The sequence below is a fragment of the Sediminibacterium sp. C3 genome (genome assembly GCF_000508085.1).
Taxonomy (GTDB): Bacteria; Bacteroidota; Bacteroidia; order Chitinophagales; family Chitinophagaceae; genus Sediminibacterium.
In genome coordinates this window covers 1,340,405-1,363,780 of sequence record NZ_KI669560.1, presented here as the reverse complement: position 1 = coordinate 1,363,780, position 23,376 = coordinate 1,340,405, and the positions used below count along the sequence as shown (strand labels likewise).

At 40.9% G+C, this 23,376-nt stretch carries 20 protein-coding genes; 10 read left to right on the top strand and 10 right to left on the bottom strand.

Features of this window, described 5'->3' with window-relative positions; translation table 11 throughout:
* The first annotated feature begins 6 nt into the window (after positions 1 to 6).
* From F777_RS0106325 to F777_RS0106305, 5 genes are read left to right on the top strand one after another with little or no spacing between them, the layout of a single operon-like run.
* On the top strand, positions 7 to 762 hold the full coding sequence (locus F777_RS0106325; protein WP_026751303.1) for a zinc ribbon domain-containing protein: 756 nt from the start codon (positions 7 to 9) through the stop codon (positions 760 to 762).
* Between the two features lie 60 nt (positions 763 to 822).
* Positions 823 to 2,313: a tetratricopeptide repeat protein gene (locus F777_RS0106320; protein ID WP_026751302.1), complete on the top strand. Its 1,491-nt coding sequence runs from the start codon at positions 823 to 825 to the stop codon at positions 2,311 to 2,313.
* A 31-nt stretch (positions 2,314 to 2,344) separates the two neighbouring features.
* Positions 2,345 to 4,039 carry a DNA repair protein RecN gene (recN, locus tag F777_RS0106315; RefSeq protein WP_235785893.1) on the top strand — a complete coding sequence of 565 codons (1,695 nt, stop codon included), beginning with the start codon at positions 2,345 to 2,347 and terminating at the stop codon, positions 4,037 to 4,039.
* Between the two features lie 11 nt (positions 4,040 to 4,050).
* Positions 4,051 to 4,875, top strand: coding sequence for an enoyl-ACP reductase FabI (locus F777_RS0106310; RefSeq protein WP_026751300.1), 825 nt, complete (start codon positions 4,051 to 4,053; stop codon positions 4,873 to 4,875).
* A gap of 11 nt (positions 4,876 to 4,886) precedes the next feature.
* Positions 4,887 to 5,156 carry a SemiSWEET family sugar transporter gene (locus F777_RS0106305; protein ID WP_026751299.1) on the top strand — a complete coding sequence of 90 codons (270 nt, stop codon included), beginning with the start codon at positions 4,887 to 4,889 and terminating at the stop codon, positions 5,154 to 5,156.
* Between the two features lie 97 nt (positions 5,157 to 5,253).
* Here F777_RS0106305 and F777_RS0106300 read toward each other — a convergent pair whose 3' ends face one another.
* Positions 5,254 to 5,475 (bottom strand): DUF2795 domain-containing protein, encoded by a 222-nt coding sequence (locus F777_RS0106300; protein WP_026751298.1) that lies wholly within the window; start codon positions 5,473 to 5,475, stop codon positions 5,254 to 5,256.
* Positions 5,476 to 5,582: 107 nt separating this feature from the next.
* Between F777_RS0106300 and F777_RS0106295 the strand changes: the two genes are divergently transcribed.
* Positions 5,583 to 6,239 carry an ABC transporter ATP-binding protein gene (locus F777_RS0106295; RefSeq protein ID WP_026751297.1) on the top strand — a complete coding sequence of 219 codons (657 nt, stop codon included), beginning with the start codon at positions 5,583 to 5,585 and terminating at the stop codon, positions 6,237 to 6,239.
* Positions 6,240 to 6,282: 43 nt separating this feature from the next.
* On the opposite strand, the gene F777_RS0106290 is transcribed toward F777_RS0106295, so the two are convergent.
* The 3 genes from F777_RS0106290 to gatC form a co-directional block, all read right to left on the bottom strand.
* Positions 6,283 to 6,843 (bottom strand): cob(I)yrinic acid a,c-diamide adenosyltransferase, encoded by a 561-nt coding sequence (locus F777_RS0106290; RefSeq protein ID WP_173399629.1) that lies wholly within the window; start codon positions 6,841 to 6,843, stop codon positions 6,283 to 6,285.
* A 77-nt stretch (positions 6,844 to 6,920) separates the two neighbouring features.
* Positions 6,921 to 7,613 carry an ABC transporter ATP-binding protein gene (locus F777_RS0106285; RefSeq protein ID WP_026751295.1) on the bottom strand — a complete coding sequence of 231 codons (693 nt, stop codon included), beginning with the start codon at positions 7,611 to 7,613 and terminating at the stop codon, positions 6,921 to 6,923.
* A 9-nt stretch (positions 7,614 to 7,622) separates the two neighbouring features.
* Positions 7,623 to 7,910, bottom strand: coding sequence for an Asp-tRNA(Asn)/Glu-tRNA(Gln) amidotransferase subunit GatC (gene gatC, locus F777_RS0106280; protein ID WP_026751294.1), 288 nt, complete (start codon positions 7,908 to 7,910; stop codon positions 7,623 to 7,625).
* Positions 7,911 to 8,358: 448 nt separating this feature from the next.
* Here gatC and F777_RS0106270 point away from each other — a divergent pair, with 448 nt between their 5' ends.
* Positions 8,359 to 10,734: a 3-hydroxyacyl-CoA dehydrogenase/enoyl-CoA hydratase family protein gene (locus tag F777_RS0106270; RefSeq protein ID WP_026751292.1), complete on the top strand. Its 2,376-nt coding sequence runs from the start codon at positions 8,359 to 8,361 to the stop codon at positions 10,732 to 10,734.
* Between the two features lie 27 nt (positions 10,735 to 10,761).
* Here F777_RS0106270 and F777_RS0106265 read toward each other — a convergent pair whose 3' ends face one another.
* From F777_RS0106265 to F777_RS0106250, 4 genes are read right to left on the bottom strand one after another with little or no spacing between them, the layout of a single operon-like run.
* Entirely contained in the window at positions 10,762 to 12,330 is a 1,569-nt protein-coding gene (locus tag F777_RS0106265; RefSeq protein WP_152530875.1) for a hypothetical protein, read from the bottom strand.
* Positions 12,330 to 14,201, bottom strand: a complete 1,872-nt coding sequence (locus tag F777_RS15950) for a glycosyltransferase family 2 protein (RefSeq protein WP_051408471.1) — start codon at positions 14,199 to 14,201, stop codon at positions 12,330 to 12,332. Before F777_RS15950 ends, F777_RS0106265 begins: the two co-directional genes overlap by 1 nt.
* 27 nt (positions 14,202 to 14,228) lie before the next feature.
* Positions 14,229 to 16,250, bottom strand: coding sequence for a cellulose biosynthesis cyclic di-GMP-binding regulatory protein BcsB (locus F777_RS0106255; RefSeq protein WP_026751290.1), 2,022 nt, complete (start codon positions 16,248 to 16,250; stop codon positions 14,229 to 14,231).
* 18 nt (positions 16,251 to 16,268) lie between these two features.
* Positions 16,269 to 17,639, bottom strand: a complete 1,371-nt coding sequence (locus F777_RS0106250; protein WP_026751289.1) for a sensor histidine kinase — start codon at positions 17,637 to 17,639, stop codon at positions 16,269 to 16,271.
* 51 nt (positions 17,640 to 17,690) lie between these two features.
* Between F777_RS0106250 and F777_RS0106245 the strand changes: the two genes are divergently transcribed.
* Genes F777_RS0106245 through F777_RS0106235 form a run of 3 tightly spaced genes read left to right on the top strand, consistent with a single transcriptional unit; the run spans position 17,691 to position 20,511 of the window.
* A complete protein-coding gene (locus F777_RS0106245) occupies positions 17,691 to 18,770 on the top strand; it encodes a glycoside hydrolase family 5 protein (RefSeq protein WP_026763998.1) in 1,080 nt (359 codons plus the stop codon).
* 5 nt (positions 18,771 to 18,775) lie between these two features.
* A complete protein-coding gene (locus F777_RS0106240; RefSeq protein ID WP_026751287.1) occupies positions 18,776 to 19,672 on the top strand; it encodes an ABC transporter ATP-binding protein in 897 nt (298 codons plus the stop codon).
* Between the two features lie 11 nt (positions 19,673 to 19,683).
* A complete protein-coding gene (locus F777_RS0106235) occupies positions 19,684 to 20,511 on the top strand; it encodes an ABC transporter permease (RefSeq protein ID WP_026751286.1) in 828 nt (275 codons plus the stop codon).
* A gap of 8 nt (positions 20,512 to 20,519) precedes the next feature.
* On the opposite strand, the gene F777_RS0106230 is transcribed toward F777_RS0106235, so the two are convergent.
* Entirely contained in the window at positions 20,520 to 21,473 is a 954-nt protein-coding gene (locus F777_RS0106230; RefSeq protein WP_026751285.1) for a TIGR01777 family oxidoreductase, read from the bottom strand.
* 3 nt (positions 21,474 to 21,476) lie between these two features.
* A complete protein-coding gene (ftsZ, locus tag F777_RS0106225; RefSeq protein WP_026751284.1) occupies positions 21,477 to 23,372 on the bottom strand; it encodes a cell division protein FtsZ in 1,896 nt (631 codons plus the stop codon).
* Positions 23,373 to 23,376 lie beyond the last annotated feature (4 nt).

Here is a 23,376-nt window from a genome sequence, read left to right as displayed (position 1 = left end):
CACGATATGGCATCTGTAAAAGATTTCTCCGTTGAAGAAAAACTAGTAAACCTATTACGTTTACAAAAGATTGACAGCAAACTAGATGAAATTCAGGTATTAAAAGGCGAGCTTCCTATGGAAGTAAGCGACCTTGAAGATGAAATACAAGGCTTAACTGCCCGTCAAACTCGTATTGAAGAAGAAATCAACGGTATCAGCGAATTTATTGAAGGCAAGAAAAATGCTATCAAGGAAAGCGAAGCCCTGGTTGCCAAATACGAAAAGCAAAGCGAGAACGTAAAGAACAACCGTGAATTTGAAGCAATCAACAAAGAAGTTGAAATGCAGCAATTAGAAGTAAAGCTTTGCGAAAAACATATCCGCGATGCCAACGAAGAATTAGCGGAGAAAGTAAAGCAATTAGAAAACGCTAAGAAACTGGTTTCTGTTAAAGAAGGCGTTTTGAATCACAAGAAAGGTGAATTAGAAAAAATTATTGCAGATACGGTAAAGGAAGAAACTGAATTGAATGCATTCAGTGCCGATGCAAGAGCCCATATTGACGAGCGTTTAATTTACAGCTACGACAGAATCAGAAACAGCTATAGAAACGGATTGGCCGTAGTAGCGGTTGAGCGTGATGCTTGTGGTGGTTGTTTCAACTCTATTCCTCCTCAACGTCAGAGCGAAATTCGTTTGCACAAGAAAATCATCGTTTGCGAAAACTGCGGACGTATTCTGGTAGACGCTGATTTAAATGACAGCGTAGAAGCAAAATAAAATATTGCATTTAACATATTCAAGGGCAGTCAATTGGCTGCCCTTTCTTATTTTTAGGGGGTGAGGCAACCCCTATTTCTTCTGCTATTCTTTTTTGCATCGCTGATTACGGCTGCGGCTCAGCAAAAATTTGATTTTAATGCAGCCTGTCTGCAGGCTTATCAGGAAATCAATAAACTCAAATTTGAAACCGCAGAAGGGCAGCTCCAAAAAATTCGCCTTCAGCAACCCGACAATCTTGTTCCCGTTTTACTGGACAACTATATTGATTTTTATACTTTGTTCTTTAACGAAGATCCTGGTTATTATACCAGGCAAATGGGGATTATGCAAAACCGGCTGGAGCTATTGCAAAAAGGAGATAAAGCAAGCCCATTTTATTTGTACAGTCAGTCGATGCTTCGCATTCAGCGGGGTGCTGTACAAATTAAATTTGGCAACTTTTGGGATGCGGGCTGGGATATACGCAAAGCCTATATCCTCATAAAGGAAAACAGAAAAAAATTCCCCAAGTTCAGCCCCAATGAAATGTTATATGGCGCTTTAGAGTCGGTGATGGGTACTATTCCCAAAGGATATAAATGGCTAACCAATTTACTGGGCATGCGCGGTTCAATTTCTGAAGGGATGAAAAAGATGAAAGACTTTACCAATAGCAATGAATATTGGGCCAGGCAGTTTTCCAGTGAAGCAAGTTTTATTTATCCCTATTTGTTATTTCATATTGCCAATGAAAGAAAGGAAGCGCTGGAATTTGTAGAAAATAAAAAGTTAGACCTGGTCAATAATCATTTGCATGCTTTCATGGCGGCGAATCTTTCACTGAACAACAAAGAATCCGCACAGTGCAAATCAATTATACAGCATCGGAACAAATCACCCGAATACCTGAGCACACCTGTCTGGGATTTTCAACTGGGTTATGCCCATCTCTATCACCTGGAACTAAAAGAGGCCATCCAACATTTTGAAGCATTTACCCAAGCATTCAAAGGGAAGTTTTATCTAAAAGACAGTTATCAGAAAGTTAGCTGGGCCTATTATTTACTGGGCAATCAGCAACAGGCGGAAGCATTCAGGAAGCAGACGCTGGCAAAAGGATCAACGCTGTCTGATGCTGATAAAAAAGCCAACCGGGATGCCAAGGAAAACAACTGGCCCAATCCCCTATTATTAAAAGCCCGATTGCTTAGCGATGGGGGCTATCATACAGAAGCATACAAATTGTTACAGGGCAAAACCTCCAACGATTTCAGCAGTACAGAAGACAAACTGGATTTTGCTTATCGGGCAGCCCGAATTTATGATGACCTGGGTCGCAAAGACGATGCCATCCGGAATTACCTGGTTGCCATTAAGCTGGGAGAAAACAGAAGAGAACATTATGCAGCAAGAGCTGCTTTGCAAATTGGTTTAATTTATGAAGAAAGAGGCGACAAAGCCAATGCCATTAAATTCTACCAGCAGTGCATGAATATGGAGGGACATGAATTCAAGGACTCACTGGATCAGAAAGCCAAATCAGGAATTGAACGTTGCAAAGGCAACTAGGAACACTGTAATTTGGGTAAGCTTCATTAACTTGCCCCAGAAAAAATGTAGAAAATTGCTGCAGGAATTAACGATACACAATTATGCCATCATCGACGAACTGAGCATTCAGTTTAACGAACAGCTGAACATCATCACCGGTGAAACAGGTGCGGGTAAAAGTATTCTGATGGGCGCATTGAGTTTAATCCTTGGTGAAAGAGCCGATACCAGTGTGTTGGTGAACAAAGAGCGCAAATGCATTATTGAGGGACAGTTTCTGGCAGGTCAGAAAAAAGCGGTTCATGCATTTTTACAGGCCAATGATTTTGAAGACGGCAATACAGCTATCATTACCATACGCAGAGAAATTGCCAGCAATGGCAAGTCCCGGGCTTTCATTAATGATACGCCTGCTACGCTTCAACAATTAAAAGTGTTGGCTGGATTGCTCGTAGACTTACACCAGCAGTTTGATACGCTGGAATTAGGAGACAGCGATTTTCAAAGAATGGTCATTGATGCGCTTGCAGGCAACGAAGCCATCCTTCAAACACATCAGCAATACTTCAGGGAATGGACGCAGGTTTTGGCCGATTACAATGCTCTGCAGGAACAGAAAGCGGCACTACAAAAAGAAGCCGATTACAATCAATACCTGTGCAATGAACTGGAATCATTATCTCTTAAAGAAAATGAACTGGAGCAACTGGAAGAAGAGTTAAAGTTGCTGACCAATGCCGAAGAAATTAAAACAGTATTGGAAAAAGTCTCCTACGAAATTGCCAATTCGGAGGAACCCATTGTTGCCCGCATTAAACAATTGAACAATAGCCTGCAATCGCTGGAAGCACTGATAGCTGAAGTTCCTGCCCTGTCGGCCAGATTAAAAGCCAGTCAGATTGAGCTGCAGGATATTGCTGATGAACTGGAAAGAATCAACGACCATGTTCATTTTGATGCAGCAAAAATTGATTGGGTAAATCAGCGGCTTAGTGAGGGATATAAACTGTTGAAAAAACATGGCGTAACTACCACAGCGGAGTTGCTGCAGATTCAGACCGATTTGTCGACTAAACTATTTGAAGCGGTTGCTATTGATGAAGCCATATTGGCTAAGCAGGTAGCTGCCAATGATTTAATGCATCAGTTAAAACAGACTTCCAAACAAATAACGGCTTCCAGAAAAGCGGTAACAGAAGGTTTTGAAAAGTCAGTGAATGCCTTATTGAAACAGGTAGGTATGCCGAATGCACAAATTAAAGTGAACCTGCAAACGATTCCGTTATCAGCTTACGGAGTAGAGAATGTAGAACTCTTGTTTGATGCCAATAAAAGCAACCGATTCGAACCCATCCGAAAAGTGGCCAGTGGCGGTGAATTAAGCAGACTCATGCTTTGCATAAAATCACTGGTAGCGCAGAAAATAGATTTACCAACCCTTATATTCGACGAGATAGACACCGGTATTTCCGGGGAAGCGGCTAAACAGGTAGGCATCATTATGCAGGAACTGGCCGGGAACAGACAAATCATCTGCATTACCCATCAACCGCAGATTGCGGGTAAAGCCAACGCACATTATTTTGTGTACAAGGAAAACAAAGACAACCAAATCAAGACCAATATTAAATTACTCAGTACCGATGAACGTATCCATGCCATTGCACAGATGCTAAGCGGCGAAAAGCCTACTGCCGCTGCCCTGGAGAATGCCAAAGAAATGATTCGTATATTCGGCACTTAAATTAAACTTGTATGGCCTACAATTTATTAAAAGGTAAGCGTGGTATCATTACCGGAGCGCTGGATGAAAACTCAATTGCCTGGAAAGTAGCAGAGAAAGCACATGAAGAAGGTGCCACATTTGTACTTACCAATGCTCCTATTGCCATGCGCATGGGCGAAATCAATAAACTGGCAGAAAAAACCGGTTCACAGATTATTCCTGCCGATGCAACCAGTACAGAAGAACTAACCAATTTATTTACACAGTCTCAGGAAATCCTGGGTGGCAAAATAGATTTTGTATTGCACTCCATTGGAATGAGTGTAAATATTCGCAAGAAGATTCCTTATACCGAATCTAACTACGATTATTTCATGAAAGGCATTGATGTATCTGCAATGTCATTTCACAAAATGCTGGCTGTTGCCAAAAAACTGGATGCCATTAATGAATGGGGATCTGTAGTTGCATTAACGTATATGGCAGCACAAAGAACCTTCCCGTTCTATACCGATATGGCCGATATTAAAGCTATGCTGGAATCCATTGCCAGAAGCTTTGGTTATCATTATGGATTAGAGAAAAAAGTACGTATCAATACTGTTTCACAATCTCCCACCAAAACCACTGCAGGTACAGGTATTAAAGGGTTTGGCGATTTTTATGATTTTGCTGAAGCCGTTGCTCCGCTGGGCAATGCAAGTGCAGAAGATTGTGCCAACTACTGTATCACATTGTTCTCCGATTTAACCAAAATGGTAACCATGCAGAATCTGTTCCACGATGGTGGATACTCTACCACTGGAGTTAGCATGGAAGTAATGGAGAAATTAGGTATTGCTAATCAGGAATAAAATTAAAGTGTATGAATTTGGTAGATCTGTTAGGTTATTTCGGAGCTTTTTTAAGTGCCATCACTTTCATGCCACAGGTATGGCTGGCATGGAAAAGTAAAAGCGTAGGCGACTTGAGTATCTGGATGATACTGATTGTAATAACCAGTTGTGTAGTATGGTTAATTTATGCCGTGAATGTAAAAAGTGGTCCAGTGCTGGCAGCCAATATGATTGTACTGGCACTGGCATTGATGTTGTTCTATTTTAAAATGACATTCCCTGCAAAACCCAAGCAATAAACAAATAAAATTACAGCCGTGAACACGGTTGAATACAAGCAAAAGATGGCTATCTGAAGAATCAGTTAGCCATCTTTTTATTTGTGTAGTGTATTAATTAATATTCGTCTTCATTAAACATGAAGTCTTCCTGACTTGGGTAATCAGGCCAGATATCTTCAATGCTCTCATACACTTCTCCTTCGTCTTCCAATTCCTGTAGATTTTCTACCACTTCCAATGGCGCACCACTGCGGATAGAATAATCGATTAACTCATCCTTGGTAGCAGGCCAGGGAGCTTCTTCTAAATAACTTGCTAATTCTAGTGTCCAAAACATAGTCTCGATTATTTTTGCAAAAGTAACCGTATAAACGATACCACCAAATGTGAGTTTTACCCATCTCTGCAGAAAAGGTTAATTTGCAGTATATAAACGCCCATTACATGCTGAAAGCCACGGCTATTACCAGAAAATTTGGAACCCTTCCTGTTTTAAAAGGGGTGGATATTACCATTAACCAAGGGGAAATGGTTAGCATTGTTGGCTCTTCAGGGGCAGGTAAGAGCACATTGCTGCATATTCTGGGCACCCTGGATCGTCCGGACAGTGGAAGCATACGGGTGAATAACCAGGATTTACTCAGTATGAACACCCGGGACCTGGCTAAATTCAGAAATGAAAACATGGGATTCATTTTCCAGTTTCACCATTTGTTACCTGAATTTGATGCCCTGGAAAACGTAAGTATACCGGGCTGGATTGCCAATAAAAACAATGCAGTTGTAAAAGAAAGAGCAGTTCAATTACTCGATTTATTAGGACTGAAGGATAGAACCCACCACAAACCCAATGAGCTCTCCGGGGGCGAACAGCAGCGCGTGGCCGTAGCCAGGGCTCTGATTAATGAGCCCCTGATTGTATTTGCAGATGAGCCAACGGGCAATCTGGACAGTACCAATGCAAGGGAATTGCACCAGTTGTTTACCCGTATCAACAGGGAAATGGGTACCAGCTTTTTAATTGTAACGCACAACGAAGAACTGGCAGGCTTAAGCCATAGAACACTTCATATGAAGGATGGGGTAATCTTGCCACAATAAATTTAGCCAAAGGCGGCCCCTAAAAAATCAAGGGCAGAAACGTTTAAACTCTCGGCTTCCAGGGAATTTCTGCTACGCCCATCTGATGTCCTATATATCTGGACAAAACGAATAAATAATCGCTTAATCTATTCAGGTATTTTATTACAAGGGGTTCCACAAAAATGTCCTGCTCCTGCATGTTTACGCAGCAACGTTCTGCTCTTCTGCAAACACAACGAGCCACATGGGTTTGGGATATGGCAGGATGTCCGCCAGGCAATACAAAGAATTTCATCGCCGGAAGGGTTTCATTCATCTGGTCAATTTCATTTTCCAGAAAAACAATATCCGATTCTTTCAGGTCAGGAATTTTCATTAAGGGTTCTTTCTCCGGATCACAAGCCAGAGAAGAACCAACAGTAAATAAACGGTCCTGTATTTCTTTCAGCACTACTTTAATATGTTCATCAGGGGTAAGGTCGCTCACCACTCCAATCCAGGAATTCAATTCATCCACGGTTCCGTATGTATCAATTCTAATATGACTTTTGGGTACTTTGGTTCCCCCTATCAATGAAGTCTTGCCCTGATCGCCGGTTTTTGTATAAATCTTAATAGCCATAATATGTACACTGAGCATTGATTACAAAGGAAATGCCCAAATGTTCGGCAATATACAATTTTGCAGAATTGTCAATGTTACGATTTTGTGGTATCGCTCTCCACCAATCCATCTCTAAGCCTTACTACTCTTCGGGCATACGCAGCAATATCTTCTTCATGGGTTACCAATACCACTGTATTTCCTGCTTCCTGCAGTTTTCCAAAAATATGCATGACTTCTACAGATGTTTTGGAGTCAAGGTTACCAGTAGGTTCATCCGCTAACAATATGGAGGGATTATTCACCAAAGCGCGTGCAATGGCCACACGTTGAATTTGTCCCCCGCTAAGCTCATTCGATTTGTGATGAGATCTTTCAGCCAGGCCCACTTTTTCCAAAGCCGCCATGGCTCTTTCATGTCTTTCCTTTTTGGACACCCCTGCGTAAATCAACGGCAGTGCTACGTTTTCGGCTGCTGTTAAACGTGGCAATAAGTTGAACTGCTGAAACACGAAACCAATTTCTGTATTTCTAACTTCAGCCAAATCATCATCTGCCATTTTACTTACATCTTTCCCGTTCAGGATATACTTGCCTCCTGTTGGAGAATCCAAACATCCCAGAATATTCATCAGGGTACTTTTACCACTACCGGAAGGTCCCATGAGTGCAACGTATTCATTCTTAAAAATATCCAGGTTAATTCCTTTTAAAACAGGAATGGCCTGATTGCCCATGAAATAACTTTTTTCAATTCCTTCCAGATGTATGATAGATTCGGTAGACATAAGCTGCAATTATTTATTAATAACCTTGGGTACTGTAAAATAAGGAGGATGCGAAGCAGGAGCGTTGTTCATGGCTTCTTCCAAAGAAAGACTTCCCTGAACCCTATCTTCTCTTTGTTCAGCAGCAGCAGACATCATTCTAAGCGGAGCAACCCCTTCGGTATTCAGCTTGTTTAGTTGTTCAATGAAAGCCACCATCTTCTGAAGGTCTTGCTGGTATTGCTCCATCTGCGAATCGGCAATATGCAACCTGCTCAGGTTGGCCAAATGGGCAATGGTTTTTGCATTAATCTCCATTCTTCAAAAATACGTGTAACCCAATGAAAGCCGATTGCAAAGTTTTGAGTGGTAAAATTCCCCAAACAGCGGTCTATAAATCGTTTGTTTAACATTTTTACCATTTTCCACAGATGTTAACAATAAATTTTCATTTTGAATAGAAATTCTATATAAATTAGTAATCAAAATCCCCCCGATTATGCTAGTATACGTACTATTAGCGGTTTACCTTGTTTGCTTGTATTTTGCTTACAAAGGTGCCGCCGTATCAGAAGAGTAAATTCTAAAAGAAACCAGCGTATTAATATCAAATTTTTCAGACCGAAAGATTTGATATTTTTTTTGCTCATAAGGGTCACAGGCTTTAACGATATTTTTTTTCCTATTAAAGTCCCTTCGGTTAAAATTTACCTTATCTTCGAAAATAGTTGCATAACTAACTAATTTCGCCATAAATATTTCAACAATGAAACGTTCTATCAAAAAAGTTGCCGTACTCGGAAGTGGTGTAATGGGATCCAGAATTGCCTGTCATTTCGCAGGAATAGGACTGCCTGTATTATTGCTGGACATGGTTCCTGCAGTGGCAGCAGAAAGCACTAAACCAGCAGAAAGAAACAAGCTGGTAAATGATGCATTGGCAGCGGCTGTAAAGAGTAATCCCTCTCCTGTGTTTACCAAGTCTGTGGTAAACCGAATCAAGACGGGCAACTTTGATGATAACCTGAAAGATATTGCTAGTTGCGACTGGATTATTGAAGTGGTGGTAGAAAGACTTGACATTAAGCAATTGATTTATGAAAAAGTAGAAAAATTCAGAAAGCCAGGAACTCTTATCACTTCCAATACTTCAGGCATTCCCATTCATATGATGGCGGAAGGCAGATCAGATGATTTTAAAAAGCATTTCTGCGGAACGCATTTCTTTAATCCTCCGCGCTATTTAAGATTACTGGAAATTATTCCTACTCCTTTTACTGATCCTGAAGTAGTAGATTTCTTAATGCACTACGGTGATGTACATCTGGGCAAAACCACGGTTTTGTGTAAGGATACACCAGCCTTTATTGCCAATAGAATTGGGGTGTTCAGCATCATGAGCATTTTCCATATTATGGAGAAACAGGGTTTAACCATAGATGAAATTGATGCATTGACCGGACCTATTATCGGAAGACCCAAGTCTGCTACATTCAGAACCGCGGATGTAGTAGGGATAGATACATTGGTAAAAGTGGCCAAAGGCGTTGCAGACAATTGTCCTGCAGACGAAGCCAAATCTATATTTACCATTCCTTCCTGGTTAGAAAAAATAACGTCCAATAATTGGCTGGGCGATAAAACCGGTCAGGGATTTTTCAAGAAAACCAAGTCAGCAGCGGGCAAGGAAATTTTAACACTCAACTTGCAAACCATGGAATATGGGGCAAGAACAAAACCCAAATTCGCAAGCCTGGAGGCAGCCAAGCCTGTTGAAGATTTAAAGCAAAGAATAAAAATGTTAAGTGCTGCTCCGGATAAAGCAGGCGAGTTTTACAGAGCATTTCATTTTTCTCTGTTCTCTTATATCTCTTACAGAATTCCAGAAATCAGTGATGAATTGTATCGCGTAGACGATGCCATGATGGCGGGCTTTGGATGGGAGATCGGAGCTTTTGAATCCTGGGATACTGTTGGGGTGAGCAAGACCGTAGAAGCCATGCAGGCCAAGGGTTATAGCGTAGCACCCTGGGTTACAGAAATGTTGGCAACAGGTGCCACCCATTTCTACAAAGTAGAAAACGGGAAACGCCTATGTTATGATGTAGCCAGCAAAACCTATAAAGCCATTCCAGGTGGAGAGTCCTTCCTGATTCTTAAGAACCACAGTGATAAACTTATTTGGAAGAACAGTGCCTGCCGAATGTACGATATTGGAGATGGTGTAGCAGGATTAGAATGGAGCACCAAGATGAACAGCATGGGTGGCGAAGTACTGGAAGGAGTTAACAAAGCCATCAGCAAAGCAGAAGAAAGTTTTAAAGGATTGGTTATTGCCAATGAAGGCCCCAACTTTAGTGCAGGTGCCAATGTAGGCATGATCTTTATGCTGGCCATTGAGCAGGAATACGATGAACTGGATATGGCCATCCGCATGTTCCAGAACTCCATGATGCGTTTGCGTTATTCCAGCGTACCGGTTGTTACGGCTCCGCATGGACTTACTTTAGGTGGTGGTTGCGAAATGAATTTACACGCAGACAAGGTTTGTGCAGCAGCAGAAACTTATATAGGTTTAGTTGAATTAGGGGTTGGTTTAATTCCTGGCGGCGGCGGAACCAAAGAGTTTGCATTAAGAGCCAGCGACGAATTACACGAAGACGAACCAGAGACCAATACATTAAAGAAAAGATTCTTCTCCATTGCAACAGCCAAAGTGGCTACCTCTGCACAGGAAGCTTTTGAAATGGGCATCCTAAGACAAGGTCAGGACGAAGTGGTGATGAATATAGGCAGAAGAATTGCAGAAGCCAAAAAATCTGTTTTGGAATTACACGAAGCAGGATACAATATTCCGGTACAAAGAACCGATATTAAAGTATTGGGAAAATCCGGTCTGGGAGCCATGTTGGCCGGTATCAATGGTATGTGGAGAGGTGGATATGCAACCGATCACGATGCTTTAGTGGCGCGCAAATTAGCGTATGTTATGTGTGGCGGGGACTTAAGTGCGCAAACACTGGTAAGCGAACAATACCTGCTAGATTTAGAAAGAGAAGCTTTCTTAAGTTTGTGTGGCGAAAAGAAATCACTCGAAAGAATTCAGAGTGTATTGAAAAGTGGCAGACCTATTAGGAATTAATCAAAGTATAGCAGTAATAAAAACGGCTTAGCGAATAGAATAAACAATCCAGTTTTCTGTTTCAAAGACACGGTTGGACCTCAGTTTCAACCGTTCTTTCATTACAAACATATTGTAAGCATTCATTGCCGTGTAATTGTGTTTGAGATTGTGTCGTTTCGCAATTAGAATGTATTCCACTGACAAGACAGGATTTTCAATTACCGTAATGAAATTCTTTTGCAAAGGCATCACCAGTCCGTCTAAGGTAGGCAGATAGGCAACCACTCCATAAGCTGCAGCATCGTCAATTAAAACAGGTCTTGACGGCGATTTAACGGAAGCAATATAATCGGCTATCTGTTTCTCTTCTGAATCTTTTTTGGGCGAAAACCATTTGTTGGTTTCCTTTACCATTCTTACAAATCTTTGTTCTTCAAAATCGGAAGTTTCACTAAAATAATAATAGCCCCCTAGTAAAGTAAGAAATGTCCCTGCCGTAATAATGATAGAAGACATGAATCGATTGAGTTTGACCTGACTGGCAAAATTGAAAGCCACAAAAGCCATAACAGGCAACAGTATATAATACTCCACCGTTAAATAATACTGAATATCAATCAGAATGATTGACAGAAAAATCAATGGCGTAAAAAGCGTTAATAATTCATATAATTTGCCCTTAAACAACAACAAGGCTGAAATAAAAATGGGAGCCAGAAAAATAGTGAACAAAGGAAAAATAATTTGAGTCTGCTTATTCAGGTTGGCACCAGATCCCCTTTCCAAAATATTGGTAATGGTTGATACACCGGTAACCCTCCAGTTAGAATACTGAGAACTTAAAAAATAGGTTGGATCACCCGCATGTGACTGATTCAGAACGCGGAAAAGGAAAATAGCAGCCAGCGGCAACAGATACAAAATAAAATACAAAGAAACTGTTCGGTTTACCAGTTTACGACGAAGTGAGCGATTGTTCAGCGCCTGAAAATATTGAAACACCACAGGTTCTCCCTTGGCGGTTTTAATCCCCTCAATACTTACCAAAACAACAAAGGGAAGGAAACCCAAAATCAACCAGAGAAATTTTACTTCAGAAAATATCAATGCGCCTAAATACAAGCTGGCCAGTGACAGGTAGTAGGTTGTTTGGTTTTTATAGTAAAAGAACAAACTCCGGAACAACATGTAAGCAAAAAGCATGATGGCTGCGATATTCCTTCCACTAGTGGCAGCAAAAATAAACTGGGGATGTATCAAGAACAAAGCCAGCAAGGCCAACATTAAAGTACGGGCAGGCAATTCAGAACTATTAATGTCTTTTGCCATAAAGAAAAATAGAAAAGACATTAGTACAATGGAAGAAGCAACCGGTGCAAATAAATATCCGAAGGGCGTAAAAATAATATTGATTAAAAATGAGGTAGTAGGAAAAGTAGTACCAAGTGTTAACAGGGTATTCTCGCTGTATTCAAAAAGCAACTTTAATTTTTCTGCATAGAACAATCGTTCTGAGTGTTCAAACCCAATTCTATTGAACAGCCAGGCCAGGATCACATAATAAATGACCAGCAGCAATGAAATGATACGTATTTGTTGACTACTGAACTTCATTAATTTTCTTTGGCATTGCCTACCACTGATGCTGCAGCGGAAGAATGTGAAACTTTGGTTAACCCGTGATTGGTCTTTTCCCAATAAAAGGGTTTATAAATCAGCTGCCACAATCCCTTATAGGCTGCAATGGAATGCATTAACCAGTAGAAAGGATTCACCAGCGCAAACAAAATCAACTCATAAAATCTGCGTTTAAAAACCGCCAGCATATTAACATAAATCATGAGCGTATTACCCGCCACAAAGTTAAAAATGGATATATACAATACCCAGTCCGGGAACAGCACACGAACGGTTTGCAAATCAAAAACCAGATAAACAATATAAAAGCCCAACAACACCGGATACAATAAAAAGGTAATCGGAGTAAATCCAACGAAGAAGTTGAATCCGAAAAATCCCCTCCATCCAATTTTACCAACCAGTTTTGGAGGATTGCGCATATGCACCAGCAGGGTTTGCATATATCCCTTGATCCAGCGGGAACGCTGACGAATCCAGTTAAAGGGTTCGTTGTTGGCTTCTTCCAGTGTAGTACTGTTTACTACCCCTACCTTGTATCTCTTTTCAAATACCCGCACTCCCAAATCGGCGTCTTCCGTAACATTGAACGGATCCCAACCACCCAGTTCTTTTAGCTTGTCCAGTTTAAAGTGATTGGAAGTGCCTCCTAAAGGAATGGGCACATCCAGTGACTGAAGACCAGGTAACATATAATCGAACCAATAAGAATATTCTAAAGTAAACATGCGGGTTAACAGGTTCTCATTCTTATTAAAATAATTAAGTGCTCCCTGCAACACCACATAATCTTTAGGAAGTTTTCTGAACAAACTCACTACCTTTTTCAACTGGTCAGAATCTGGAACGTCTTCTGCATCATAGATGGTTAAATAAGTTCCCTTACAAAAGAACAAACCGTAGTTACAAGCTTTGGGCTTGGTTTTAGGCATGTGGAATGGAACCACAATGGTTTCAAAGTTGGCCGGGAAATCGAGGTTACGAACTGCGTTCAGGGTTTTATCATCATCTTCCTCAATTAATAGTTTAACGTCTAGTTTCCCTCTTGGATAATCCAGACTTCTCAGGTTCCAGATTAATTTACGAATTAGTTTATCCTCCTTATAAACCGGCAGCAATATGGTGTATACGGGAAGCGTACTATTGTCAACCGCTTTTACTTCATCCTTAGTTACCACTTCTACCAGTTCGTACTTAGAGCCCTTTAAGGCAATATATAATTTAAATACAATGGAAAATAAAAAGACGAAACTGAAGAACAGGTTGAAGAAAATAAAACTATTGACAAAATTGATTGTCAGTAAAATAAAGGCAATAGCAATGGCAACAAAAATAAACACCAATTGTGCATCCGTAAAAGTAGTTAGTCCCGAACTATCGGGATCCTTACGCATCAGGCTGAATACAGATTCCTTTACATAGTATTCTCCTCTAAGCTTATGTACCATCCAGGTAATATCCAAATCCGAAGCAGCTACCAATTTTACTTTGGTATTGAACTTCATTTCCAGATAGCCTTGCAGTCTTTCATCCATTGGGTCGGCAGCAGCCACCAGTAAATTACCTCTGCCATCGTTCCGCATGGGTAAATATAAAAAAGCGTTCAGGTGCAGCAGGTCGCATTGTTCCACAAAGCTTTCATCTAATACTTCGGTACGAACATCCACCAGCGGAAAACCTGAACGCTCCAGAAAAGCAACATAGGCTTTACGGGTAAGGTACCCGAAATTCAGTGCTGCTTTTATTTGCGCATAGTCGAACTCATCAGCAATTACATCAATCTCATCCAGTTTGGCCGTGGAAAACAAGCCCACACTAATCATATTATTCAAGGCACAAACAGGCATAGATGCTACGGATTTTTAAGGAATCAATTAAACAATCTCCTGTGATTTTTTCACACGCTTTCTAATGAAGAAGAAACCAAGTACCAATAGGATACCTAAACCAGCCAGCATGAAATATTTGTATTTATTCCAAAGCAATGCCAAATTATTCTTATCGCCTCTATAGGTAACCAGTCCAGCATTATCGGGCAGTTTAAAGAAGAAATTACTCTTTCCTTTACTGTTGGCAATACACACGTTACTTTCAATAGCAGAGTACTGCGATCCAAAGCTCTTGATTACTCCTTCGAAGGCATCGCTGATACTGGAATCACCTAGCGCACTCACAAGCAGGAAGGTAGAACTACCCTGTCTGAAAATCTGTGCGATACCGGAATTAGAGAAGTCATTTATAGAGTAAGAGGTTTCCCCACTAATATCTTTATACAACTGGAAGTCTCTGTTGAATTGTACTGGTAGGTTCTTTTCAAAGTTCTTAATCAACGGATCGTTTCTGTGCAATAAGGCAATGGCATTCATGTTTGCCATATCGTTCATATTGGCTTTATCAGAAGTTACCAGTTCAGGAATAAACAGATAGTTCGCTGCCAAAGTAGCTGTATTCAACTGAAACACCAGTTCGCCCAGAGAAGCTGCCAAATAAGGCATCAGGCTTGGAGTAACAATACAACGCAAAGCTTTCTTTCTAAACTCTCCAGGATAGTTAAAGAAGTTATAGAACTCATTTACTTTTTCGCCAGAGAACACCAGGTTAGAAGTTTTGGTATCAATGAATCCGAAGAAGTTAGAGAACCCTTCCTTACAAATACCACCTGCACCATGAAAACGCATTTCCACTACCAATGAGTTATTCTTAGTAAGTAAGTAGGGCTTAAGTTCAATGTCTCCATTGAAACTGGTTTTATCGTGTAAGTCGGTACTGAATACCAGATTATCGTTCAGGTATACGTTTAAGAAACCACGGTCGCCTTCCTTCAACATAGAAAGCATGGCTTCCAAGTGGAACGTAAGTTTTTTAGGAATGGCATTGTAATCGGCCAAAGAAAAGGCGTAGTTGGTTTTCAAAGCACCAATACCTTCCATCAGCTTAGGCGTACCACCCAGCTCTTCCAGCGAGAACACAACAGGTAACTGATTCTTGTCAAAGTAAGCTGGCTGACCCTGATCTACTAACATGGTATAAGAGAAACTACCATTGATGATTTTGTAATTTGTCAGGGTGTAAATGGCTTTTCTATACCCTTCCGGATCCTTACCGGTAATGACTAATACATAATCTCCATTGGGAAATATCAGGTTTTTAATTAAGCCCTGACCGTTTTTAAATTCAGGCAATTGCGCCTGAATATAAGCAGGAAGTTTGTTGTACAATCCTGTTACGATAGTATTTCCAACAGAAGAATCAGTATTTCTGTAATTGGTGGTAACAATATCTTCCAAACCGCCTTTCTGCTTCAATAAGGCAAAAAGAATAGAACCGCTCGTTAAATCGTCCAGGTCTGCATTTACCGGTGTTGCTACTGAATTGTATTCAGAAATGGTTTCTTTTAAACTATGATAATAAGTTGAACGTTCTTGTTTAATCACTTCTAAGTAAGAAGAGTTACGGATGGTTACCCAGATGGCCGGATTGTCAACGTCCTTGCAATATTCATCGGACATTGCCATTTTAGCGTCAATTCTCAACTTAATAAAACGACCATCTTCCTGAACATATCTTTTATTCAGGGGGATTACAATCGTCATTACAGAGTCAATGGCATCTGCCACCAAACGGGTGGTATATACTGGCTCATCTTTTAAAGAAACCGTGATGGTAGACATGTCTTCTCTTAAAACCTGAGAAGGCTTTACCTGTAGCACCAGGTTGGTACGGTCTACATCGTCTCTTGGCTGTAGTTTCAGGAAATAAGAGATTGCACCATTAATACCCATGATGGATTCATTCCGGTAACCCATTGCTTCCAGGGAGCGGGTCTTGAAGTCCTGGGCAATAATGCTACCAGCTATCAGCAGGAAGAGTACGAGCAGGGATGATTTTGTTTTCATGATTTCGGGGTATTTAAACTAAGCCAGTTTGAATTTGAGTTTAAAATAGTTTCCAACAGTCACATTGCTTTCATAAGTTAGCGAACCTCCCATGTCTTCGGTTAGCTGCTTGGCAATAGAAAATCCCATGCCTGAGTGGTTGATGGCCAATTCAGACTGGTTAGGATTGGTTAATCGGCTAAAATATTCATCCAGTTTTTCCATTCCGATGGGGTTATTGGTCTTATTGATGATCTCAATAATACAAGACCCATCCAGGTCATTGGCATGAATACTAACAGAAGAACCCTTTTGGATAAACCTAATAACGTTAGAAAGTAGCTTAAATAATATATGACGTAAAAATATTTTATCAATATTTACCATTACTTCGGACGGAGAAAGGTGAACCTGAAGGTTTACCTGCTTAATACTGGCCGCATCCACCAGGGTAATCGCTGCTTTTTCCACCTCAGGAATAATATCGAATTGTTCCATCCGGTAAGTAATTTTACCAGAATCGGCTTCTGCTGACTCTGCCAGTTTCTGGCTCAGATAATGCAATTTTTCGTTCCCCATGGTGATATAACTCAGAATTTCCTTCTGGTCAGAAGTCAGGTTACTGCTCTTGCGATTGATGAGATCAATGGAAATCTGGTTAGACCCGATAAAGTTTTTCAGGTCATGAATCATAATATTGAGGGTATTCTGACGATAATCACTCAATTCTTTCAGGCGACGGTTCTTCTCTTCAATAATATGGTGCTGGTCGTTTATTTTTTCGTTCTGTTCCAGCAATCTTCTGTTGGATTCTTCAATAATCAGGTTTTTCTCTGTCTCACGCTTTACAATCTGGTAGCGGTTATAGGCAATAACAATAGAGAAAATAGCTACCAGAAAATATACGCCTCCCCCATTCGAAATCAAGCTGGCATAGCTGGCTGTTTCGTTGTTGAGCGAGTACATGAACAGAATAATAGTAAAGGAAATAGCCGCATGTAACTGCGCAAACAAAGGCCTCCAGAATAAAATGGTATTCAGAAGCAACATCATAATAGAAGCCAGCAAATAGTAAGGCAAACCAGTAGCAACAGGAACAATTCCACAAATCATGGAGACCAATGCAATATTTATCCCAACCACTAAGTTTAATATCAGTTCATGGCCCCAACGTTTTTTGGTGCCGAAAATGTAAAAGAAATAAGAGATGGAAAAGAAGATGATGCGGATGACCAATAAAAACATCCAGTCTTCCTTCATGAACAAAACATCTAACAGCCAAAACAATGGAAGTGAAAACATCAAAGTCCACACAGCCACATTCGAATAGAAAGCACCCCGCTTCACCAGCTCATTATTTAGCTTGGCGCGGTCTATATTTACATAAGGAATCCGATGGTAATCAATCATGGGTACTTCTTATCTGCTACTGATAAAATATTAATCATTTAACTGTAAAACGTGTTGCGAAGAACTTTAGTACTCATCAGTTGCTTTTTCCTACTGGAAGCAGCCCCGGTTTCCGCTCAAAATCAGGAAGCACTCCGCAAGATCGCCCGCTCTATGGGTCAGGGGGTGAACATTTCATTGTTAGAACAATACTGGGTTAGTCAGCAACAGCTTTTAACAACTGATATTCGCCCGATGCTGGAATCAATTGCCGCTGCCGGGTTCGAAACAGTTCGTTTGCCGGTGGCTTTCGATTACTTCATGAGGGAAGGATCCACCCAATTAAACGAAGCAATTCTCCAAAAATTGCATGACACCTATATGAACTGCCGCAGATTGAACCTAAAACTGGTAATTGTTTACCATTATGGCAAGCTAACCGACCAGAACAGGGAAACAGAGGCCGACAGAATTGTCGGGATCTGGAAGCAGGTAATGCAATACTTAAGGGAATTCTCGAGCGAAAAATTATTTTTTGAACTGTACAACGAGCCGGTAACCAGTGCCGAGACCTGGAAACAAACAGCCAATACCATTGTAAAAGCCCTTAGAAAAGAAGACCATGACCGTATTTTCATTATTGGGGGAACCAACTACAACGGCATTAATGAGCTGCTGGCCATGGGCAAACTTCCCGTGGATGATGAAAAAATCCTGTACACTTTTCATTTTTACGAACCCTATGTATTCACGCATCAGGGGGCAGAGTGGACCAAGGAGAAAACCTATATGACCGGCCTGCCCTATCCTTTCCGAAAAAGAAAAATGCCCGAACTAAAAGACGCGGCACCCGACTCGGAAGTAATTAAGGAATTTGAAAGATTCCCCAGAGAATCTAATTACAACTATTTATACAGTAGAATCAAAAAAATAAAGGCAGATGCCGATAAGCTGAATTTGCCGCTTATCTGTACAGAAACGGGGGTTATCAATTTAGCCAATGCCAAGTCAAAATCTACCTATCTTAGAGATATCACGGGCCTGATGGAGCAGTTTGATATACCAACCATGCTATGGGATTACAATGATAAGTTTGGTATATTCAAAGAAGAAAAAGTAATCAAGCAGCTTCGGAACTGGCTTAAAAATTAATAATGATGGAAAAAGTTTTGCAATTAACGGATGTAAGCAAGTCTTACGGTTCCGTAAAAGCATTAAAGGATGTTTCCTTAACCATACCCAAGGGGAGTGTATTTGGCATATTAGGTCCAAACGGTAGTGGAAAAACCACACTGATGAGTATTGTGCTGGATGTATTGGGTGCAGACTCAGGAACCTATCAGTGGTTCAATTTACCACATAGTGCCAATGCCAGAAAAAGGATTGGCTCCTTACTGGAGACACCCAATTTTTATCATTACCTGTCGGCTGTAGACAATTTAAAAATCACATCTGCCATCAGTGGCAGGGGAACCGATGCCGATATAGATGCGGTGCTGGAGATTGTTAAACTTACCGAAAGAAAAAAATCAAAATTCAGTACCTATAGCCTGGGCATGAAACAAAGGCTGGCCATTGCTGCTGCCCTGCTTGGCAACCCCGAAGTATTGCTGCTGGATGAGCCCACCAACGGTCTTGATCCCGTAGGTATACTGGAAATAAGAGAATTAATTAAACGACTGGCAAACGAAGGTATTACCATCATTATCGCCAGCCACTTGCTGGATGAAGTAGAAAAAATCTGTACGCATGTGGCCATCTTAAAAAGAGGAACCTTATTAACCAGTGGTCCGGTAGACGAAGTATTAAGCAACGAAGACATTGTTGAAATTGGATCTGCCGACTTAAGTAGTTTAAAAGAATGTTTGTCTGGCATGGAAAATGTTTTATCCATCAAAGAAGACAATAACCGCTTGCAGGTTCATTTTCCGGCCGGAACTGCGAATATGGAAGCAGTGAATCAATTCTGCTTTAACAAAGGAATTACACTGAACCTGTTACTGAATAAGAAAAAGAGTTTAGAAACCAAGTTCTTTGAACTTACCAACGACTAATAACAAATACAATGGGCGCACTTTTAAAAATAGAATGGCTGAAAATTAAAAAGTATCCTGCATTTTGGTGGATGCTGGCCATAGTAATGCTTACTTACCCAAGCATTAATTACATGTTCTACAATGTTTACCAGCAGGTAACACAGGGAAAGGAAATGACCAATAATATTGCAAAAATGTTATTGGGTAATCCATTTGCTTTTCCGGAAACCTTTCATACGGTTGCCTATTTTTCTTCCTTCTTTGTAATACTACCGGGCATTCTGGTTATCATGTTAATTACAAATGAATACAACTACCGTACGCATAAACAAAACATCATTGACGGATGGAGCCGAAAAGATTTTATGGCGGGAAAGCTAATTGATGTGGCCATTATATCATTTGTAGTAATGACGGTATTCATGTTCGTGGCAATGGCTTTCGGAGTTTATACCGATCCGGATAATCTGGGAAGAATTGCAGAGCAACTGCATTATATCCCTATGTTTTATTTACAAACATTTGCGCAATTATCCATTGCATTCCTGTTGGGCTATCTGGTAAAAAAAGCCTTCATTGCATTGGGCATTTTTGTGTTTTATTATCTGGTAGTAGAAAATATTCTGGTGGCTTATCTGAAATACAAAAAGATCCCTATTACCCGTTTTCTGCCCATTGAAGTATCCGATAATATATTGGTAGCACCAGCATTCACAGGCAACTTTGGTAAAGATTCAAAAGATGCTTACCTGCTTTCGATTTCATTGGTGAATGAACAGGTTATACTAACGATACTGTATACCGTTATTATCTGGCTGATCTGTTTTAAAGTACACAGTAAAAGAGATTTGAACTAAGACCCGTTTTATCTGGCTCCAGACTTAATTAGATTGTCGAGTGCTTTTTCAATAGTAGGATATTGAAACTTGAATCCAGCCTGCAGTATTTTCTTGCTGCTGACGGTTGCACTTTTTAGCACTTCAATGCTCATTTCTCCCAACACTATTTTAAGTGCAAAAGCGGGAACATAAATAGGCAGATAAAAGGATCCGCAATATTTTTTGGCAAGGGTTAGCGTAAGTGTTTTGTTGTTTACCGGATTAGGTGCTACTGCATTGTAAACGCCCTGTAAAGCTGAATTTTCAATGGCATAAATGAATTGATAACAAAGGTCGTCAATATGAATCCAGCTAATCATCTGCTTTCCGTTTCCTAATATAGCAGCGGTTCTGGCCATCAGGGGTTTTTTAAATTCAAGCAATGCCCCACCTGCATTGCTGAGTACAATGCCTGTTCGTAAAATCACCAGTCTTTTATCTATTTCCTGAACAGGTGCAATGCTCACTTCCCACTCTTTGCAGGTAGTACCCAGAAAATCTGAATGGGCAGGCGCATCTTCAGAAAAACCAGGGTTGTTGCGGGGATCAGGGCCGTACCAGCCAATGGCAGAAGAACTAATTACAGCCTTGACCTGGTTGGGAATTTCCTTTAAAGCTTTCACCAGTAAATTGCCGGATTCAATGCGACTGTCTGCAATTTCTTTTTTCCTGGCAGCAGACCAACGTTGATCGGCCACTCCTGCTCCTGCCAGGTGAACAATGAAATCAGCTTCCCGAATGGCCCATTCATCAATGGTTTGATTGACTATATTCCATTTTGCATAACGCAAATAAGTATTGTCATTACCGGTAGTGTCCACCACTCTTTTTTGATTGCCCCCTCTACCCACAATGATAACCGAATATCCTTTGTGCATCAACAATTCAGTTAAACGAGTACCTACTGTTCCCGTTCCACCGGTAATTAAAACCGTTGCCATATACTAGTCTGGTTTTTTACCATCCAGGAAAGTGTTGATGGTATTGATCTGCGTCTGGTTATTTTCGTCTTTTCCTACGGTGTACTTACTATAAAAGTTTTCTACAGAAGTTAAAGTGTTTCCGAATAATTCCATATTTCTTCTAACATAAGCCGGAACAGCATCAAACTCTCCATTTAAGTCAGAAGTATTATTCATGTTAAAAGAAAGATTACGCAACTTTTGAATTCTTTCTGCAGCTCTTCTTTTTTGCTCTTCCACATCATCAAAATAATCACCACCATTATCAGCAGACTCATTGGAAGGAGTTGCACTCATGGTTGGCTGAGGAGCACTATAGCCTTCTGGTTTTTCTACCAGTTGCATATCGAACAGATTCGCTTCTTCTTCTACTTGAGGCACTTGCGGAGCAGCCACTTCAGGAGTAGTGCTAACAACGGGTGCTGGTGCTTCAGTAGCATAAATATTAGCAGGCTTGCTTAAAGCAGAACCTGAAAAACTGGAATGAATGGCGGTTGGAATTGGAGGCAATGACGCTTCCACTTCTTCTTCAAAAGTGTGCACTGCAGGAGGTGTCTGCATAACAGGCTCAGCCTCTGCTGGTGCTAAATCGAATACGATAACAGGAGAAGCGGTTGAGGGCATTTCCAGTGTTTCGTAAATTTTTTCCGGAGCAGGGGTAGTTTCCGCAGGGGTTGCAGGTGCTGCTGGTGTTACGGGCTCTTCTGCAACAAACGGAATCAGGCTTTCTGCAAATGAAGGAGCTTCTTCTTTCACCGCTTCTACAACAGGTGCTGGAGTTGCTTCCACAGCAGGCGCTGTAGCTGTAATTACGCCGGTAGAAACTGCAGGATGATCTACTTTTAAAGTCATCACAATTTTCTCAGGCTTGGCTTCTTCTTGTTTAACAGCAGCTGGTTTGGCAAATGGATCTTTGTGTTCAAATCCGGTAGCAACCAAAGTGATACCAATTTTTTTATCGAGGCTTTCATCATAACCCATACCCACAATTACATCCGCATCTTCTCCGGCCTGTAAACGCAAGTGGTTATTGATGATTTCCAGTTCATCCATGGTGCACTCGTGTTCACCTTCGGTACTGTTGATATTAATCAATATCCACTTCGCTCCTCTAATATCGCTGTCGTTCAGCAATGGAGAAGACAATGCTTCTTCAATTGCCAGCTGTGCACGGTTCTCTCCTTCTACTTCTGCCTTACCCAAAATAGCCACACCGCCATTCTTCATTACGGTACATACATCCGCAAAGTCTACAATAATATGTCCACGGCTATTAATTACATCGGTAATACATTTGGCTGCAGTAGCCAATACATTGTCGGCTTTAGAAAATGCTTCCTTCATTTTCAAATTGCCATACTGCATGCGCAATTTATCATTGCTGATTACCAGCAATGTATCTACATAAGGCTTTAGTGCCTTAATTCCTTCTTCTGCCTGCAATTGTCTGCGCGGACCTTCAAAACCAAAAGGAGTGGTTACAATCCCAACGGTTAAGATTCCTAAGTCCTTACAAATTTGTGCAATAATTGGGGCACCACCTGTTCCGGTTCCACCCCCCATACCCACTGTAATGAATGCCATTTTGGTATTCACTTCCAGAATGCGTTTAATTTCTTCCAAAGATTCTTCAGTAGCCCGTTTACCTACTTCAGGATTGGCACCCGCACCCAAACCCTGGGTTAAATGCGGTCCCAGTTGAATTTTGTTAGGCACTTTGCTTTGCTCAATTGCTTTGGCATCGGTATTACAAATGATGAAGTCAACCCCCTCAATGTTTTGTTCAAACATGAAGTTTACGGCGTTGCTTCCACCACCACCGACACCCAGTACTTTGATGATGGATGATTTTTGCTTAGGAAGATCAAAATGAATCATAGTG